At 71.0% G+C, this 17,303-nt stretch carries 15 protein-coding genes and 2 tRNA genes; 13 read left to right on the top strand and 4 right to left on the bottom strand.

Features of this window, described 5'->3' with window-relative positions:
• Nucleotides 1–91: 91 nt before the first annotated feature.
• Nucleotides 92–1,441, bottom strand: a complete 1,350-nt coding sequence (locus ABD224_RS07585) for a polysaccharide pyruvyl transferase family protein (protein ID WP_425580933.1) — start codon at nt 1,439–1,441, stop codon at nt 92–94.
• A gap of 271 nt (nt 1,442–1,712) precedes the next feature.
• On the opposite strand from ABD224_RS07585, the gene proB reads away from it, so the two are divergent.
• The 5 genes from proB to ABD224_RS07560 all read left to right on the top strand — a co-directional run bounded on the left by proB (nt 1,713) and on the right by ABD224_RS07560 (nt 6,753).
• Nucleotides 1,713–2,840 (top strand): glutamate 5-kinase, encoded by a 1,128-nt coding sequence (gene proB, locus ABD224_RS07580; RefSeq protein WP_344048218.1) that lies wholly within the window; start codon nt 1,713–1,715, stop codon nt 2,838–2,840.
• Nucleotides 2,841–3,088: 248 nt separating this feature from the next.
• Complete coding sequence (locus ABD224_RS07575; protein ID WP_344048216.1) at nt 3,089–3,517, top strand: hypothetical protein; 429 nt, start codon at nt 3,089–3,091, stop codon at nt 3,515–3,517.
• A gap of 83 nt (nt 3,518–3,600) precedes the next feature.
• A complete protein-coding gene (locus ABD224_RS07570; RefSeq protein ID WP_344048214.1) occupies nt 3,601–4,887 on the top strand; it encodes a glutamate-5-semialdehyde dehydrogenase in 1,287 nt (428 codons plus the stop codon).
• A 122-nt stretch (nt 4,888–5,009) separates the two neighbouring features.
• Nucleotides 5,010–5,579: an SCO2584 family spore wall biosynthesis protein gene (locus ABD224_RS07565; RefSeq protein ID WP_344048212.1), complete on the top strand. Its 570-nt coding sequence runs from the start codon at nt 5,010–5,012 to the stop codon at nt 5,577–5,579.
• A gap of 100 nt (nt 5,580–5,679) precedes the next feature.
• Nucleotides 5,680–6,753, top strand: coding sequence for an SCO2583 family membrane protein (locus ABD224_RS07560; RefSeq protein WP_344048210.1), 1,074 nt, complete (start codon nt 5,680–5,682; stop codon nt 6,751–6,753).
• Between the two features lie 91 nt (nt 6,754–6,844).
• Here ABD224_RS07560 and ABD224_RS07555 read toward each other — a convergent pair whose 3' ends face one another.
• Nucleotides 6,845–7,963: a M48 family metallopeptidase gene (locus tag ABD224_RS07555; protein ID WP_344048208.1), complete on the bottom strand. Its 1,119-nt coding sequence runs from the start codon at nt 7,961–7,963 to the stop codon at nt 6,845–6,847.
• A gap of 531 nt (nt 7,964–8,494) precedes the next feature.
• Between ABD224_RS07555 and ABD224_RS07550 the strand changes: the two genes are divergently transcribed.
• From ABD224_RS07550 to ABD224_RS07515, 8 genes are all read left to right on the top strand, one after another.
• Entirely contained in the window at nt 8,495–8,650 is a 156-nt protein-coding gene (locus ABD224_RS07550) for a hypothetical protein (protein ID WP_344048206.1), read from the top strand.
• Between the two features lie 69 nt (nt 8,651–8,719).
• On the top strand, nt 8,720–9,391 hold the full coding sequence (nadD, locus tag ABD224_RS07545; RefSeq protein ID WP_344048204.1) for a nicotinate-nucleotide adenylyltransferase: 672 nt from the start codon (nt 8,720–8,722) through the stop codon (nt 9,389–9,391).
• Nucleotides 9,392–9,407: 16 nt separating this feature from the next.
• Complete coding sequence (locus tag ABD224_RS07540; RefSeq protein ID WP_344048202.1) at nt 9,408–11,213, top strand: LytR C-terminal domain-containing protein; 1,806 nt, start codon at nt 9,408–9,410, stop codon at nt 11,211–11,213.
• An 89-nt stretch (nt 11,214–11,302) separates the two neighbouring features.
• A complete protein-coding gene (gene rsfS / locus ABD224_RS07535; RefSeq protein ID WP_344048200.1) occupies nt 11,303–11,749 on the top strand; it encodes a ribosome silencing factor in 447 nt (148 codons plus the stop codon).
• A complete protein-coding gene (locus tag ABD224_RS07530; protein ID WP_344048197.1) occupies nt 11,746–12,417 on the top strand; it encodes a histidine phosphatase family protein in 672 nt (223 codons plus the stop codon). Before rsfS ends, ABD224_RS07530 begins: the two co-directional genes overlap by 4 nt.
• 148 nt (nt 12,418–12,565) lie before the next feature.
• A tRNA-Ala gene (locus ABD224_RS07525) sits at nt 12,566–12,638 on the top strand.
• A 755-nt stretch (nt 12,639–13,393) separates the two neighbouring features.
• The gene (locus ABD224_RS07520; RefSeq protein ID WP_067389922.1) at nt 13,394–13,627 is read left to right on the top strand and encodes a hypothetical protein; all 234 of its coding nucleotides are present in this window, start codon (nt 13,394–13,396) and stop codon (nt 13,625–13,627) included.
• A 163-nt stretch (nt 13,628–13,790) separates the two neighbouring features.
• A tRNA-Ala gene (locus tag ABD224_RS07515) sits at nt 13,791–13,863 on the top strand.
• A 207-nt stretch (nt 13,864–14,070) separates the two neighbouring features.
• Here the strand turns inward: ABD224_RS07515 and ABD224_RS07510 are convergent.
• Nucleotides 14,071–15,687 (bottom strand): NADH-ubiquinone oxidoreductase-F iron-sulfur binding region domain-containing protein, encoded by a 1,617-nt coding sequence (locus tag ABD224_RS07510; protein ID WP_344048193.1) that lies wholly within the window; start codon nt 15,685–15,687, stop codon nt 14,071–14,073.
• Nucleotides 15,684–16,847, bottom strand: coding sequence for a ferric reductase-like transmembrane domain-containing protein (locus tag ABD224_RS07505; RefSeq protein WP_344048191.1), 1,164 nt, complete (start codon nt 16,845–16,847; stop codon nt 15,684–15,686). The genes ABD224_RS07510 and ABD224_RS07505 overlap by 4 nt, the downstream gene beginning before the upstream one ends.
• Nucleotides 16,848–17,303: the final 456 nt, after the last annotated feature.

Here is a 17,303-nt window from a genome sequence, read left to right as displayed (position 1 = left end):
CCGCAGGGGACCGGCTCCGGCCGTACGGGGGAGGCACGGGGACCTGCCCGGGCGAGGGCGGTCCCGCCGTGCCTCCCGCGTCTGCCGGAGGTTACTTGCGGCCCGACCGGAGACCCGACCGGAGATGGAGAGCCCGGCGGAGGGGGCGCCCGACGGCCCGGCGGGCCCGGCGGTAGACCGAGGCGGGCGGCGCCGGTGCGGCCGCCTTGGTGGCGCGGGCCAGTTCCCGGCGCAACCGGGCGTTCTCCCGGGAGAGTCCGGTGATCTGGCTCTGCAGCCAGCCGAAGCGGCTGGTGAGCGAGGCGACGTCCGCGTCGTTCCACGGGCGGATGCCCGGCGGGAAGGACAGTGAACGCAGGCGTGCCTCGAAGGCCGCGCCGCTGTCGCCGTGCGTGAACGTGTTCTCCAGGCCGTTCTTGTCCAGGAACGCCGTGAACCGCTCGAACCGCTCCCGGTGGCCCTTCAGCAACGCGGTGAAATCGGCCTCCTCGTACAGCCGCGCCGGATCCACGTCCTCGGGCAGCCGGTCGAGCCGGTGGTGCGGGATCTCGAAGTAACGGCACAGCTCCAGGGTGCGCGAGTCGCCGCACAGCACGGTCGCGGGTGTACCGGCCAGCAGGGCCGCGATGTTGCCGTGGATGCGGGAACCGAAGGAGAAGTCGAATGCGCGCAGGTCGTCGATCCAGGTGACGGGGTCGATATAGACCCTGACCTTGTCCTCCCGGTACATCGGGTGGTCCGGGTGCGTCGGCATCTCCGTGATCCGGCCCGCCGGGGAATCCACGTCCCGCCAGTACAGCTGCCGTGCGTCGGTGAGGTTCTGGCCTATGTAGCACAGGTGGGGATAGCGCGCATGGGTGCGGGTGATGACCCTGTGCAGACCACCGTCGCGTACCGCGCTGTGCGAGCCGTTGATCGCTATGCGGGAGTCGGGGGTCAGCGCCGCCGCCCGCTTCTCCACGGTGAGTTCCTGGCCGTACAGGAACATCGAGGGGCAGCCGATCACCTCGACGTCCCGGAAGCCCAGATCCTTGAGGTACTGCTCGGTGAACTCCCCCCGCACACCGATGGACGCGCTGCGGTCGAGGACCGCGGAGACGAACTCGCGCACGCTGGGCTCCATCGGTTTCAGCCGTGCCGGGTTGTAGTCCAGGCCGGTCTGCGCGCCCACCCCCAGCACCACCACCGGGATCCGCAGCTTGCTGATGAGCTTCGTCAGCCGTTTCAGCGAGCTCTCGAAGGAGGGCCGGAACGCGTTGGCGAGCGGCACGACGAAGGCGTCGTACTCCTCGTTGATCCGGCCCGCGGTGGACACGACGGTCCGGATGCCGTTCGAGACGACCTCGGTGTTCGGCGTCTCGAGGATCTTGTGAGCGGCATCACTGAAGATCAGGTTGCCTGAGTTGGTGGCGATCACGTCCCGGTGGAGGGCTTCCTCCACCGACAGGACGTCGTAGGGGCTCTTCCCCGATCTGAGGAGGATACGTTTTACGCGGTGAACATCGGACTGCACACCGCCTACCCTACGTTTGCAACTTCTTTGATCTTCATGCGGAACTCGGACAACATTCTGCCGCTCGCGCATCGTGAGCACACGGTTACGCGCCAATCGCACCGGAACCGTCCGCCTGCTGGAGCGATGCGCGGCGCCCGGCCCTTTCGCGTAGATTCGGGCGGGCAGTCCGATCCGAGGTGAGGGGACAGACAGCAAGGTGACAGGGGCAAGGCAGGCCGTGCGCGAGGCCCGCAGGATCGTCGTCAAGGTGGGGTCCTCGTCACTGACCACCGCATCGGGCGGGCTGGACGCCGACCGGGTGGACGCGCTCGTGGACGTTCTCGGCGCGGCACACGGCGGGGGAGACAAGGAGATCGTCCTCGTCTCCTCCGGTGCCATCGCCGCCGGACTCGCCCCGCTGGGCCTGCGCCGCCGCCCCCGTGACCTCGCCCGCCAGCAGGCCGCGGCCAGCGTCGGCCAGGGCCTGCTCGTGGCACGCTACACCGCCTCCTTCGCCCGCTACGGCATCCGTGTCGGCCAGATCCTGCTGACCAGCGACGACACCAGCCGCCGCGCCCACCACCGCAACGCCTCCCGCACCCTGGACAAGCTGCTCGCGATGGGCGCCCTGCCGATCGTCAACGAGAACGACACCGTCGCCACCGACGAGATCCGCTTCGGCGACAACGACCGCCTCGCCGCCCTCGTCGCCCACCTGGTCCGCGCCGACCTGCTGGTGCTGCTGTCCGACGTGGACGGCCTCTACGACGGCAACCCGAGCAGGCCCGGCGCCTCCCGGATAGCCGAGGTGCGCGGGCCCGAGGACCTGGTCGGCGTCGAGATCGGCAGCGCCGGCCGGTCCGGTGTCGGCACCGGGGGCATGGTCACCAAGGTCGAGGCGGCCCGGATCGCGGCCGCCGCCGGCATCCCCGTGGTGCTCACCAGCGCCGCCCGCGCGGCCGACGCCCTGTCCGGCAAGGAGACCGGCACCTACTTCCACCCCACCGGCAAGCGCTCCTCCGACCGGCTGCTGTGGCTGCAGCACGCCTCCACCCCCCAGGGCTCGCTCATCCTCGACGACGGCGCCGTCCACGCGGTCGTGGAGCGCCGCAAGTCGCTGCTGCCCGCCGGAATCGCCGGTGTGGAGGGCGAGTTCACCGCCGGTGACCCGGTCGAGCTGCGCGATGCGGCCGGACGTGCGGTCGCCCGCGGACTCGTCAACTTCGACGCCAGGGAGATCCCACGGCTGATCGGCCGCTCCACCCGTGAACTCGCCCGCGAACTGGGGCCGGCGTACGAACGCGAGGTCGTACACAGGGACGACCTGGTGATCCTGCGGCCGTAATGGGCCGAAAACATCCGGCACCGGGAGGCCCGACAGCGGGGACGTTCTGCAAAACCGCCCCACGGAGCGCCGCGGCCTGCTCCACTTCTCTCGGGGGTTCTCTCGGGGGTTCTCTCGGGGGTTCTCTCGGGGGTTCTCTCGGGGGGATTTCCCCCGGGGGTTTTCTCCCGGGTCACGTGCGGCACGCGCGTGACCCGGTGAGACCGCGAAGACGCGACAGACGCGACAGAGAGGTGAGGGAGGCCGTCGTGAGACGAGTGCGCCCCGGGGCGGCGGTGTCCCGCGGTGGTCTGACGAGCGTGGTGACCGGAGCCGGCTGCGAGGAACCGCCCGACCCGCCCCGGTTGTGGCACGTCACCCTCAGCGTCTCCGGCGCGAAGGCCCCGCTGCAGGAGGTGCGGCGCGGTCTGGAACAGCTCGCCCACGACCACCCCTTCCTGCTGACCAGCCGCTACGCGTGCGACCACGCCGAGATCCGCTACTGGGAGGAGGCCCGCGACCTGCACGACGCGGCCGCCGTCGCCCTGCGTCTGTGGGGCGAGCACCGCAGCAGCGCCAAGCTGCCGCCCTGGGAGATCGTCGGCCTGGAGGTCATCGACCGCGAGACCTATCACCAGCGACTCGCCGAGGGCCATGGCCCACGGCTCGCGACCCCGGTGGGGGTCCACCCCTTCTGACCTCCTTTGACGCCTCGTTCCGCCTCGTCTCGTGCTGTGGAACGCCCATGGACGGCCCGGTGGGGCGCACTACCCTTCCTTCCATGACCACGCTCTCGCCGTACGACTCGAACTCCCCGGTCATCCAGGCCGCCCACCGGGCCAAGGCCGCCGCCGCCGACCTCGCGCCGCTGCCGCGTGCGAAGAAGGACGAGGCCCTGCTGGCCATCGCGGACGCCCTGGAGGCCCGCACGGCCGAAATCGTCGAGGCCAACGCCAAGGACGTCGCCAAGGCCCGCGAGGCCGGTACGAGCGACGCCCTGATCGACCGGCTCACGCTCACCCCGGAGCGGGTGCGCGCCATCGCCTCCGATGTGCGTGACGTGGTGGCGCTGCCCGACCCGGTCGGCGAGGTGGTGCGCGGCAGCACGCTCCCGAACGGGCTCGACCTGCGCCAGGTCCGGGTCCCGCTCGGCGTGGTCGGCATCATCTACGAGGCCCGCCCCAATGTCACCGTGGACGCCGCCGCCCTCTGCCTGAAGTCGGGCAACGCGGTGCTGCTGCGCGGCTCGGCCTCCGCCTACGAGTCGAACACCGCCCTGGTCCGGGTCCTGCGCGACGCCGTGGGCGGGGCGGGGCTGCCCGCCGACGCCGTACAGCTCGTGCCCGGTGAGAGCCGTGAGAGCGTGCGCGAGCTGATGCGCGCCCGCGGTCTGGTCGACGTGCTGATCCCGCGCGGCGGCGCCTCGCTGATCCAGACCGTGGTGAACGAGTCCACCGTCCCGGTGATCGAGACCGGCACCGGCAACTGCCACGTCTACATCGACGCCCAGGCCGACATCGACACGGCCGTCGACGTCCTGATCAACTCCAAGGCGCAGCGGCCCAGCGTCTGCAACGCCGCCGAGACGCTGCTGGTCCACCAGGACATCGCCGCCGAGTTCCTGCCCCGCGCCCTGGACGCGCTCGCCGACGCCGGGGTGACCGTGCACGCCGACGAGCGGGTCATGGCCTACGCCAAGGAGTCGCGGGCCACCGTCGTCGAGGCCACCGAGGAGGACTGGGAGACGGAGTACCTGTCGTACGACATCGCCGCCGCCGTGGTCGACTCCCTGGACAAGGCCGTCGAGCACATCCGGCGGTGGAGCTCCGGTCACACCGAGGCGATCGTCACCACCTCGCAGCAGGCCGCCCGCCGCTTCACCCAGTTGGTCGACTCCACGACCGTCGCCGTCAACGCCTCCACCCGCTTCACCGACGGCGGCCAGTTCGGCTTCGGCGCGGAGATCGGCATCTCCACGCAGAAGCTGCACGCCCGCGGTCCCATGGGGCTGCCGGAGCTGACCAGCACGAAGTACATCCTCACCGGCGACGGGCACATCCGCGGCTGACGGGTGTGAGCGAAGGGGCGGACGGTCCCCGAGGTCCCCGGAGTGGCGGAAAGCCGCCTCACCGGACGAATGGATTTCCATACCGTCTGCCCAAATTGACCCCCCAGGTCTACTCTGGACCTGTGCCGGAGGACGTGGGGGGTAGGCCGTTCCCTGACGGCTGGGAGCCCGACGACGATCACGACCGCGGGGCGTCGGACGACGAGTTCGCCTCCGTGGTCTTCGACGAGGCCTTCGTACAGGCGGCCGTGATCCATGAGCCGACCGCCGTCGAACGCCTCCTGGCCGCGGCCCAGGCCAGAGCCGAGGCCACCGAGGCCGAGGCCCGCCGCGCGCATGCCAGGGGCGAGCACTACGAGGACGGCTACAGCTCCGACGGACGCGGCCGGCACCTCGACGACCTGGACGACCCCGACGGCCCTGACGTCTTCGAAGGCCCCTACGGCACCTCACGGCCCTTCGGCCCGCAGGTCCGCTGGCACCGCCCCGTCGCCTGGGTGCTCGCCCTCGTCATGGGCGTCGGCATGGTGGCGCTGGCCTTCGCGGCGGTCTACCGGGGCGGCTCCTCCGGCAGCCGCGACCAGGTCCCGCCGCCCGCCACCACCAATCTGGAACAGGGCGGCGCGGTGGTGCCCACCGCATCCGCCGACCACTCCGGTCCCCCCGTCCCCGCGGTCCCGCGCACCCCCTGACGGCCGGGCCGCCGCCTTGATGACGCCTTGGTGAGAACCTGTCAGGACTTGTCGTGCGGCAGGGCGTTTACCGGGACTTCCACAGACCTACCCTGAAGATATGGGAGGCCCTGGAGACCCGCCCGAGGGGACACCCGAGGGTGCCCCGGGAGGCGCGGAGGACGAATACCGGTCCGTCGTCTTCGACGAGTCGTTCGTCCGTGCTGCCCGCCTCCAGGAGTACTCCGCGCAGGAGCGGATAGCCGACCACACCCCCGCCGTACGCCGCCGTCCACCGCTGCGCCGCGGACCGTCCCGGCAGGCGCTGATCCTCGCCCTGCTGATCGTCCTCGCCTTCGGCACCGCGATCTACCTGGGCATACGCCACCCCCAGCAGACGACCTCGCAGGTCCGGCAGCCGGTCACCACGCTGCGGGCCACCGTCATCCCGCTCGCCCCGCAGGGCAAGGTGCCCGGGGCCGCCGACCCCGAGGCCCTGTACGCGCACAGCCCGGCCGCCCGGTTCAGCACCGGCGCCGAGGGCATCCCGCTGCCCGTCGTCCGGCGGACCGCGCACTTCTCCAACAGCCAGATCGTCGCCGCGCTCTCCGCCGCGAAGGACTACATCGTCGCCTCCTCCCTCGACCCGGAGGTGCTCACCGGGGGCCGGACCCACCCCGTGCGGTCCCTGCTCGCCCCCGGCCAGCTCGACCAGTTCGACCGGAGCATCAACGCCCCCGCCGCCGACGGACGGCACGTGTCCACCGGCTGGCTGGTCCGCTTCGACCCGGACCAGGTCGAACTGGCCGACCGCCGGATCCGGGTGCGGGGCAGTCTGCGAGCCGTCGAGACCGACACCGCCACCCTCGAGGTCAGCGCCGACCACACCACCGTCTACGCGCTGAAACCGGCCGGCTCCGCCGCCGGGGCACCGGCCTCGCTGTTCACCGTCCGGCGCGAGCTGCAGTTCCGCTTCACCCACGACGACGTACGGCTGCACCGGGTCCAGCTGGCCGTCGCCCACGTCCGGGCCGGTCCGCTGTCCTGCGCCGAGGACTCCACGAGCCACTTCCGGCCCCTGCTGGCCGGCCAGACCGCCAAGGCGGGCGGCCCGGCCGGCACGGACCCCTACGACCCTGACAGTGTCACGGCCCTGTGCGGTGCCCTGGCACCGGGCGCCCAGCCGCAGATGTGACACCCGGGCCGCGGGTAGGACGCCCAGGGGTGACACTCAGGCCGCGGGCACGGCACACAGGGGTGACACCGCCGGGCGGTGAGCGCCCGGTTCAGCTCCGGTCGTGCGGCGGGGTGCCGGAGGACGGCTGGTCCTTCGGCCGGCCGGCGGACGAGGCCGGGCCGGTGAAGCCGGCCAGGCCGCTGAAACCGCGCCGCACCCGCTCGCCCAGGTCGCCGGCACCGCCCGCCAGATCGCTGACCAGCTTCATCAGCGGGTCCTTGGAATTCTTGACCTGCTGGGCGTAGTGCGCCGCGGACTCGCGGAAGGAGTCGCTGACCGAGGCGTCCTTGTCCTCGCCGCGGCGCGGGTAGTGGCCGTCCAGGATCCGCTGGTGGTCGCGGGACGCGGCCCACTTCTTCAGCTCCGCCGCCCGCACGGTGGTGAAGGGATGGGTGTGCGGCAGCACATTGAGGATCTTCAGCACGGAGTCACGCAGATCGCCGCCGGACTCGTACTCCTCGGCCTGCGCGAGGAACGCGTCCACGTTCATCTCGTGCAGGTGGTTGCCGCCCGCCATCTTCATCAGACCGCGCATGGACGCCTGCAGATCCTGCCCGACCAGCAGGCCGGCCCGGTCGGCCGACAGCTCCGACTTGCGGAACCACTCGCGCAGCGCCGTGACGACCGCCATGATCGCCAGATTGCCCAGCGGGATCCAGGAGACCCGCACGGCCAGATTCGTCAGGAACAGCAGGATCGTGCGGTACACCGCGTGACCGGACAGGGCGTGGCCCACCTCGTGGCCGATGACCGCCCGCATCTCCTCCTCGTCGAGCAGCTCGACCAGGCCGGTGGTGACGACGATGATCGGCTCGTCCAGGCCGATGCACATCGCGTTGGGCTGGGGGTTCTGGCTGACGTACATCAGCGGGACCTTCTCCAGGTCCAGGATGTAGCAGGCGTCCCGCAGCATGTCGTTCAGGTGCGGGAACTGCTGGTCCGAGACCCGCACCGAGTCGGACAGGAACAGCAGCCTGAGACTGCGCTCGGGCAGCAGGCCGCTGAGGGCCTTGAAGACCGTGTCGAAGCCGCTCAGCTTGCGCAGGGCGACCAGGGCCGAGCGGTCGGCCGGATGCTCGTACGCCCGTGAGGAGATCTCCGGGAAGCGGGTGCGCTGCCGGCTCGGCACATGCTGGTGCGTGGTGTGCTCGTGGCCGTCGTCGGACATGTGGTCCCCCAGTCTGTGAGTGTCCAAAGCGCCCCCCGAAGCAGCGCCCAGCCTAGGCGGAGATGCCCTGGAGGGGCAGTGCGACGCAGCGGTCCGGGCCGGGGAGCGGCCCGGCCCCGTGGTCGCCCGGCCCGTCGAGGCCGCGGCCCGGCCCGGAGGGAGCGCGGCTGCCCGCTCCGTGCCGTCCTGGTCGTGCCGGTCGTCCTGGTCGTCGTGTGCCGTGTTCCTGGGCCGTGTCCCCGACCGAGCGGTTCCCTCCTCGTGGCTCGCACGGGGCTGCGAGCGGAACGACGACGGAGCGCACGGAAAGGTTCCCGGAGGACGGCCGCGTCGGCAGGACCGTGTCGGCCAGACCGTGCCGCAAGGAGCGGAGCGGCCGTGCTCATGGGACTGGCCGTGCCGGCAGGGCTGGTAGGACCGGTAAGGCTGGTAAGGCTGGTAAGAGCGGAGCCGGAGTGAGTGCTGTGAAGGCAGCCGCTTACGATGGGCAGGCACCCTTGCCAGCCCACACCCGGATAGGTTCTGCCGAAGATGAGCTTCTACAGTGCCGCTGCCCCGTTGGTCGACCTTGCCGAGGGCGGGGGCAGCACCCATGAGGGCCTCGACCCCCTTGTCGTCGGCGGCAGCGCGCTGATCATCCTGCTGCTTCTGCTGTGGATCACCACGCGTTTCAACCGGGACCGCTGAGCCCCGGTCCGTCCTGTCCCCGGGATCTGCCCGGAGAGGTCCTCGGGCCGGGCCGGTAGGGTCTGCCGCATGGGAGAGCAGGACATGCCCACCGGTCCGGCGAGTGACACGGCGAAGCACCCCGTATGCGGGTCCGGCGGCCCCGCGAAGCCGCGCAGGCGCCGCCTGGGAGTCATGGGCGGAACGTTTGACCCGATCCACCACGGACACCTTGTGGCGGCCAGTGAGGTCGCCGCGCGGTTCCACCTGGACGAGGTGGTGTTCGTCCCCACCGGCCAGCCCTGGCAGAAGAGCCACCGCCATGTCTCCCCGGCCGAGGACCGCTATCTGATGACGGTCATCGCGACCGCCGAGAACCCGCAGTTCTCCGTGAGCCGTATCGACATCGACCGCGGCGGCCCCACCTACACCGTGGACACCCTGCGTGACCTGCGCGCTCTCAACCCCGACACGGACCTGTTCTTCATCACCGGCGCCGACGCGCTCGCCCAGATCCTCACCTGGCGGGACTCCGAGGAGCTGTTCTCCCTCGCGCACTTCATCGGCGTCACCCGTCCCGGCCACCACCTGACCGACCCCGGCCTTCCCAAGGGCGGCGTCTCGCTCGTCGAGGTCCCCGCCCTCGCCATCTCCTCCACGGACTGCCGGGCGAGGGTCGCCAAGGGCGAACCGGTCTGGTACCTGGTGCCGGACGGAGTGGTGCGCTACATCGACAAACGCGAGCTGTACCGCGGCGAGTGAGCCGAGAGGGGCACCGGTGAACGATCGATACGACGCTGGGTACGGGGGCGACGGTTACGAGCTCGTCGGCTACGACGAGTACGGCCGGCCTGTCTACCGGCAGGTTTCGGCACCACAGGCTTCGCAGCAGACCTACGACACGTACGGGCAGCAGGGCTACGGCTACGGCTACGACCCGTACGCGACGGGCGACCAGCAGCACCTGGGTTCCTCCCCGTACGGCTCCGGCTACGACGGCGGTCACCCCACGGGGCAGCAGGCCCCCGGCCCCTCTGCCTACGACCCGTACGACCCGTACGGGACGCAGGGGACGCCCGGGGCGTACGGGTCGTACGACACCCAGGCCCCCCAGGCCCCCCAGACCCCCCAGGCCCCTTACGACCCCTACGGCCGGACCGCGGCCGGCGGGCCCCGGCCCCAGGCCGCCGGACAGGCCGCCCGCATCCCGCAGCAGACCGGCCCCGCGGACGCCGACCGGGCGGAGCAGGAACCCGACGGGGCGGCGCAGAAGGAATCCGGCCGGGGCACCACGGGCGAGTCGGAGTACCGCACCAAGCAGTTCGCCTTCGTCGAGGAGCCGACGGACAGCTCCGAGGACGTCATCGACTGGCTGAAGTTCACCGAGAACCGCACCGAGCGCCGCGAGGAGGCCCGCCGGCGTGCCCGCAACCGCCTCATCGCCCTGACGGTCGTCCTGGCGCTGGTCGCGATGGGCGGCGTCGGCTACCTCTGGTACGCGGGCAAGCTGCCCGGCCTGTCGTCGTCCGACGGCAGGACCGGCACCGCGACCGCCGCGGGCGCCCAGAAACGCGATGTGATCGTCGTCCATCTGCACAACACCGACAAGGGCGGCACCTCCACGGCGCTGCTCGTCGATAACGCCACCGCCAAGCAGGGCGCCACCGTGCTGCTGCCCAACTCCCTCGCCCTGACGGCCGACGACGGCAGCCCCACGACCCTCGCCAAGTCGGTCCAGGACGACGGCTCCTCGGGCACCCGCGAACAGCTCGACACGGTCCTCGGCACCAACATCCAGGGCACCTGGCGCCTGGACACCCCCTACCTGCAGAACCTCGTCGACCTGGTCGGCAACATCGAGGTCGACACCGACACCGACGTACCCGACCCGGACGCCAAGAAGAAGGGCACCGCACCCCTGGTCCGCAAGGGCGAGAACCAGACCCTCAGCGGGAAGACGGCCGTCGCCTACGCCACCTACCGGGCCCCCGGGGAGGCGGAGGACGCCCAGCTGAAGCGGTTCGGGCAGGTGATGCAGAGCGTGCTGCGCAAGATGTCCTCCGACGCCTCGAGCGCGACCACGACGGTGCAGACGCTGCAGCAGATCCTCGACCCCTCGCTCACCGACAAGGACCTCGGCACCTTCCTCGCCAGGCTCGCCGAGCTCGCCAAGGGCGGCGACTACAGGACGGAGCTGCTGCCGGTGCAGGCCGACGGCACGCTGAGCGCGCGGACCAGCGCCGAGATGGTCAAGAACATCCTGGGCGGCACCGCGAAGAGCCCCGACCAGTCCGCGGCCGTCCGGGTCTCCGTGCAGAACGCCTCCGGCACCAAGGACAACACCGAGAAGGCCCGCGTCGCCCTCCTCAACGGCGGCTTCACCTTCCTGGAGGGCGGTACCACCTCCGCCGTCCGGGCGACGTCCACGGTCGTGTACTCCGACGCGTCCGACAAGGAGAACGCCACCGAGGTCGCCAAGACCCTGGGGCTGCCCGCCACCGCGGTGACGAAGGGCACGGTGCCCTCCGGCGCCCGTGTCTCGGTCGTCCTCGGCCAGGACTACAAGCCCTCCTCGGGCCAGTGAGGCCTCTCCGCACGCGGTAATCCCGTGGGGCGCCGTCGGCGGTCCGTGAGACCCTTGATGTCAAGTGACCGCCGACGGAAAGTCCTGTAGTGACCGCAACCGACCACTCTCTCGAACTCATCACCACCGCCGCTCAGGCAGCGGCCGACAAGCTCGCGCACGACATCATCGCCTACGACGTCAGCGACGTACTGTCGATCACGGACGCCTTTCTGCTGGCGTCCGCGCCCAACGACCGCCAGGTCAAGTCGATCGTCGACGAGATCGAGGAGCGGCTGCTGAAGGAGCGCGGCGCCAAGCCGGTGCGCCGCGAGGGCGACCGGGAGGCCCGCTGGGTCCTGCTCGACTACGTCGACATCGTCGTCCACGTCCAGCACAACGAGGAGCGCGTCTTCTACGCCCTGGAGAGGCTGTGGAAGGACTGCCCCGAGATCGAGCTGCCCCCCGACGCCAAGGCCACCCGGGGCAGGGCCGAGGAGTACGCCAGGCAGCGGGCCGCGGAGGAGGCGGCGGAGCTGGAGGGCGACCACCGATGAGCGGTACCGCTGGGAGAACCGGCGGAACGCCGGAGCGGGGCCGCCGCATCATTCTGTGGCGGCACGGCCAGACCTCCTGGAACATGGAGCGCCGTTTCCAGGGCAGCACGGACGTCGAACTGACCGAGACCGGCATCGCCCAGGCCCGCCGTGCCGCCCGGCTGCTGGCCTCCCTCGGCCCCGACGCGATCATCTCCTCCGATCTGAAGCGCGCCACGCGCACGGCCGCCGAACTGGCCGCGCTCACCGGCCTGGAGGTCACCCAGGACGAGGGCCTGCGCGAGACCTACGCGGGCGTCTGGCAGGGCCTGACGCACGAGGAGATCATCGCCCGGTACGGCGAGGAGTACGCCGCGTGGAAGCGCGGCGAGCCGGTGCGCCGCGGCGGCGGCGAACTGGAGACCGAGGTCGCCGACCGTGCCGCTCCCGTGGTGCTGCGGCATGTGGAGAAGCTGCCCGAGAACGGCACGCTCGTGGTGGTCAGCCACGGCGGCACCATCCGCACCACCATCGGGCGTCTGCTCGGGCTGGAGCCCCGTCACTGGGAGAGCCTGGGCGGCCTGTCCAACTGCTGCTGGTCCGTCCTCGGTGAGGGCGCCCGGGGCTGGCGGCTGCTGGAGCACAACGCCGGCACGCTGCCCGAGCCCGTCCTCGGCGACGACGACTGAGGCCGACGACCGGGGCCGACGACTGGAGCCACTCCCGCCGCACGCGACCCGGATTTCACTTTCCGGCAGGTCGCAGGCTACAGTTCTTCTTGTTCGCCCCGCCGAGCGGGGAGGAACAGGAGCCATGCGGCTTCGCCGCATGGAGCAAGGGGCTATAGCTCAGTTGGTAGAGCGCCTGCATGGCATGCAGGAGGTCAGGAGTTCAATTCTCCTTAGCTCCACAGCTTCAGGAACCGGTCGGCACAGGCCGGGTCGCCGAGAACCGGCTGTCGGGAATCCCGTCCCTCTGGGACGGGATTTTCTTGTGCCCCGCTTGTGCCCTGCTTGTGCCACGCTTGCGTCCCTGTGCGGGGCTGCCCCCGCGTGGCACGTTGCGGGGCGGACCGACCCGGCACCACCGGCGGACGGCGTCCCGGCACCACGGGCGCGCCCCGGCCGGGCGCCGGGAACGGCACCACCGCCTTCGACGGTGCGCGACGACAGTTCCGGTCCCACGGCGAACGGCGACGGTCCGACGGCGAGCGGTGGCGAGCGGTGGCGAGCGGTAACGGTCCAGTCCGTTCGGCCGGCCGGCGCCGGGGTGTCCGGCGCGCTGTTCCTGAATCGGCTTGAGTCACTTGGAGCCCAGAGGCGTATACCTCTGTGAAGGCGCTTTCGGAGGGCGCGCACGCGCCGGCCGGGGCGGTCACGGCAGGTGTGTCGTGGCCGGACTGGTACCGAAGCGTCGCTGACCGTACTGGCCCCGCCGTGGCAGAATCAAACGGCCGGAAGGGGGCGTGACCCGACGGGAGGAGCAGGGATGCCAGCGAGCATCATCGGGGAGGTCGGTCACCTCCTCGGTGTGGCGTTGATACACGACACGACCACCCGACTCGTGTGCCCTTCCCGCAGTTCCCTCCGCGCGGCCCGAGCCCTCGGTGGCAACGGCGAGACCCCGTACGTGTGCACGACCTGCGGCCACAGCTGGAGCTGACCCATGGGAGCACACAGGAGAAAGTGCGACTGGTGCGGCAGCGGCACCCCGATCGTCCGCGACATGGAACCGATCAACCCCGACTACCAGTACTGGTGCGAGGAGTGCGCGCGGGCGCTGATCATAAAAGGCGACCCGATCGAGGTCTATCGCGAGCTGGAGGGCGAGCCGATCTACGGTCGGCTCCTGGACGAGCTCTGCACGCTCAAGCGGTTCTACTCCTTCGTGGCGGCCTGACATGGCGGCCTGACGCGGCGGCCTGACGCGGCGGTCCGGCGCCGCCCGCTCCGCCCGGTCCTGCCGGCCCGTTCCGGCGAAAGCGGAAACCGATTTGGTGTTCCACCCCCTGGACCGTGTAATGTTGGGGGCGCCGCCGGGGAGACCGGGCGGAACACCACAAGGGGCTATAGCTCAGTTGGTAGAGCGCCTGCATGGCATGCAGGAGGTCAGGAGTTCAATTCTCCTTAGCTCCACAGGACGTGAGGGCGAGTCATCGGCACGGATGACTCGCCCTCGGCGTATGTCCGGCACAGGGCAGGTCCGGCCCCTGTGCGTCCGGCCTCCGCCCGGCCGCGCACACGGCGGTGTCCGGAGCGACGACGCACGAAGGCGGGCCACCCCCGGAACACGAAGGCGGGCCACCCCCCCCCGAGAAGAGGGTGGCCCGCCTTCGTGCGTGCTCAGCGGCCCAGAGCGCGCCGGCCGCGGCCCTGGGAGAGGACCGGCAGGTTGCGGCTGCGGGACGGGGCCTGCGAGCGGGTGTCCTCCTCGATGCGCAGGGCCAGTGCCGGGCACCGGCGGACGGCACGCATGGCCTTGGCCTCCGCGTAGCGCGGCACCGGCGCCTGGGCGACGGTCGGGAATCCGTCGGGGCCCAGTTCGAAGACCTCGGGAAGGATGTCCGCGCACAGGCCGTGGCCCCGGCACAGCGTCCAGTCGACGAAGATCTTCTGACGGCTGGCGCCGGTCTCCTCGGGCTCGCCGCCTCCCGGGATGCCCGTGGGGGCCCTGCCCCCCTCGAAGAGCGGCAGAACGCCCTCCACGGGCCGTCCGCAGCCGTTGCCGAGGACATGGGCGGCCAGGTCGTCCGTGAACGCCTTGATGGTCGACTCCAGGAACATCGCCGAGCCGTCCGGGTGCGAGCACGCACCGCGCCGCTTGACGTTCTTGGCGACCTGCTTGAGGGCCTCCAGGGCGGCCGGCCCGCCGCCGTTGAGGATGTCCTCCATCCCGCGCGCGGCGGCCGGCAGGCCGAGGTAGCAGGGGCCGCACTGGCCCGCGCTCTCCTCCGCCAGCCACTTGGCCACCTGCAACGCCTCACCGAGCGGGCAGGTCTCCTGGCTGATCGGCAGGATCGCCCCGGCGCCGAGCGAACCGCCCACCGCGTCCAGCGAGTTGCGCGAGATGATCGCCTCGTTCACGGTCGCCGCGTCGATCCACTTGCCGTGGTAGCCGCCGGTCAGCACGCCCTGCGGCACCGGCGGCGCGCCGGCGAGCTGAAGGACGTAGCGCAGGGGCACGCCCGTGGGGACCTCGATCACCATGGGGCGCGCGACGGCGCCGGAGACCGTCAGCATGACGGTGCCCGGCTCGTCGTACAGGCCGGTGTTGCCGTAGCGCTCCGGGCCCAGGCGGGCGCCGATCGCCAGCTGGGCGAAGGTCTCGGCGTTGGACAGCAGCGTGGGCGCGCCGTCCACACCGCTTTGCGAGGCACTGGTCTTGCGGCCCGGAGGGATCGCCGGGCCGCCGTTGATGGAACGGATCAGCGAGGCCGCCGCGCCCGTGACCATGCGCACCGGGTTGCGCTGCACGCTCGCCCGCAGGGCCGACCTGCGGCTGTTGCTCAGGCCGCGCTCGGCGAGCGCGGCCTCCATCGAGCGCTGGGTGGACTCCCTGGTGACACCCACCACGAGCATGCGGGCGCCGAGGGCCTCCGCGCACAGCAGGGCGCCGTCCAGGATGAGGTGCGGAGCACGGTTGATCAGAACCGTGTCCTTCCGGCAGGCCGGCTCGTCCTCACTGCCGTTGACGACGACGACCGGCCGTACGCCACGCTGGATCGCCGCCTTGGCGACCGAGCGCAGCTTCTTGTGGAAGGGGAAGCCCGCGCCGCCGCGGCCCTTCAGTTTGATGGCCTCGGCGAGCTGTGCGAGCTGCTCGCCGCTCATCGGTTCGAGCGGCCCGTGCACCTTCAGGTGCATGGACAGATCGAGCCGCTCGACAAGGTCGAAGCCCGACGTGAGCTGGGGAAGACCGACCACGCGGACTTCGGGGACGTCGGGCAGGGCCTCGTTCACCTATAGCCTCCGGAAGGCATGTTCCAAGGTTCGCCCGAACCCGGCGCGTTCTGGGACGCGCCGGGGGGTGTTTGTGGGGTGGGACCGCTGTTGTACGTATCACTCGGGTTGTACGTGCCGTAGGGCGTGTTCGTCTCACCGGTGTCGCGTACATCACGCCCGCTGTACGTGGTCGTGCCCGGACTGTTGTAGGTCGGGATGTTGTATCCCGTGTCGTTCAGGGGGTCGTAGGCCGACGGGGGCGCCTCGCCCACGGGCGGCGGGGAGGGGATCGGCCAGCCGCCCGCCGCGCCGCCGGCGCCGTCCGCACGCGGCATCGCCTCGGTGGGCTGCTCGGGGGCGGTCCGGTAGGCCGCCGCGAAGCCGGAGGACCCCGGGGACCCCGAGGATGCAGTGGTCGCGGCGGACGCGGAGGCGCCGTACAGCGACGAGGAGGAGCCCCTCGTGCCGGCACGCGAGGGCTTCTCGTAGCCCGGCAGCGCGGACTCCGCCACCCTGGCGCGGCTTGCCTCCAGGGCGTCCAGCTCGGGCCGTTCCCCGGTGTCCAGGTACGACATCAGCCGCTCGGCGAGCTTGCGCTTGAACGACATGGGCGACGCGCGCACGATCAGGACCGCCAGGACGCCCAGCACGGACAGACCGTAGAGGATCATGAAGATCGGCTTGGCCGCACGGCCCGCGTACAGGCCGTGGATCAGCGCCGCGCACCAGGCCGGGTAGGCCAGCATGTGCATCGACCGCCACCGTGCCGCCACCAGGGCCGGGGTCGCGAAGCGGTTGCGCAGCACACCGGTGGCGCCGACGAAGAGCATGAGCAGGCCGGCCGTGTTGCCGAGGCCGATCAGGAAGCCCCTGCCGATGAGATCGTCGTCCGTGAGGAGGAGCCCGAAGGGGATCACCGCGGCGATCCAGGTGGTGTGTTCCGTCACCAGCTTCGTCACGATGTGCACCAGGAGGAACACGATGGAGGCGACCGCGGTCACCCGGTGAACGGCCTGCGCGGCGATCCGCTGGCGGATGTTGAGCAGGATCCGGTCCTGGGCGATCAGACCCCAGATCACCGAGCAGGAGAGGTTGACGAGGGACAGGACGCCGGCACCGAAGTTGAGGAAGTCCAGGATCGTGTTGCCCAGCGTGCTGCCGTTCGCAGTAGTCGTCACGGCATGCCTCCCGTCAGCGCGAAGGGGGGTACGGACGGCAGGGCAGCAGCAGCCGACAGGCCGGCTCCGGGCGGCGAACTACTGTGAGAACGAGGGTTCATGGGGGCGACTCCGAGCGGTTCGGGAAAGCGGTCCCGAGAACGAACTCTAAGCGGCTCCCAAACCGAGCAGTACGCCAATCAGGTTATTGCCTTGTTATCAAGGGGTCTCCTGGGGATCGGCTTGTCCCGATAGGTTCCGTTGCGCCGGGTAATCCTTGAACCTCGTCCAACTTTTCGGAACCCGCACAAGCGGACTCCCGCCGCCCCGCGGACCGGCCGGCGCGCCGCTTCCGCTCCGTGGACGCTCGTCGCACGGGGCTCGACGGCTGCGGTACCCTGACCCCATGCGTGCCGTATGCCTTCTGCTTGGCGAGCCGCGCTGATCAGTCTCGGCCGCCGGATCGACCGGTGGTCG

The organism is Streptomyces thermoalcalitolerans, assembly GCF_039525155.1.
In the GTDB taxonomy this organism is placed as follows: Bacteria; Actinomycetota; Actinomycetes; order Streptomycetales; family Streptomycetaceae; genus Streptomyces; species Streptomyces thermovulgaris.
The sequence above is the reverse complement of the archived record's forward strand: the minus strand, read 5'-3'. Positions and strand labels throughout refer to the sequence as shown.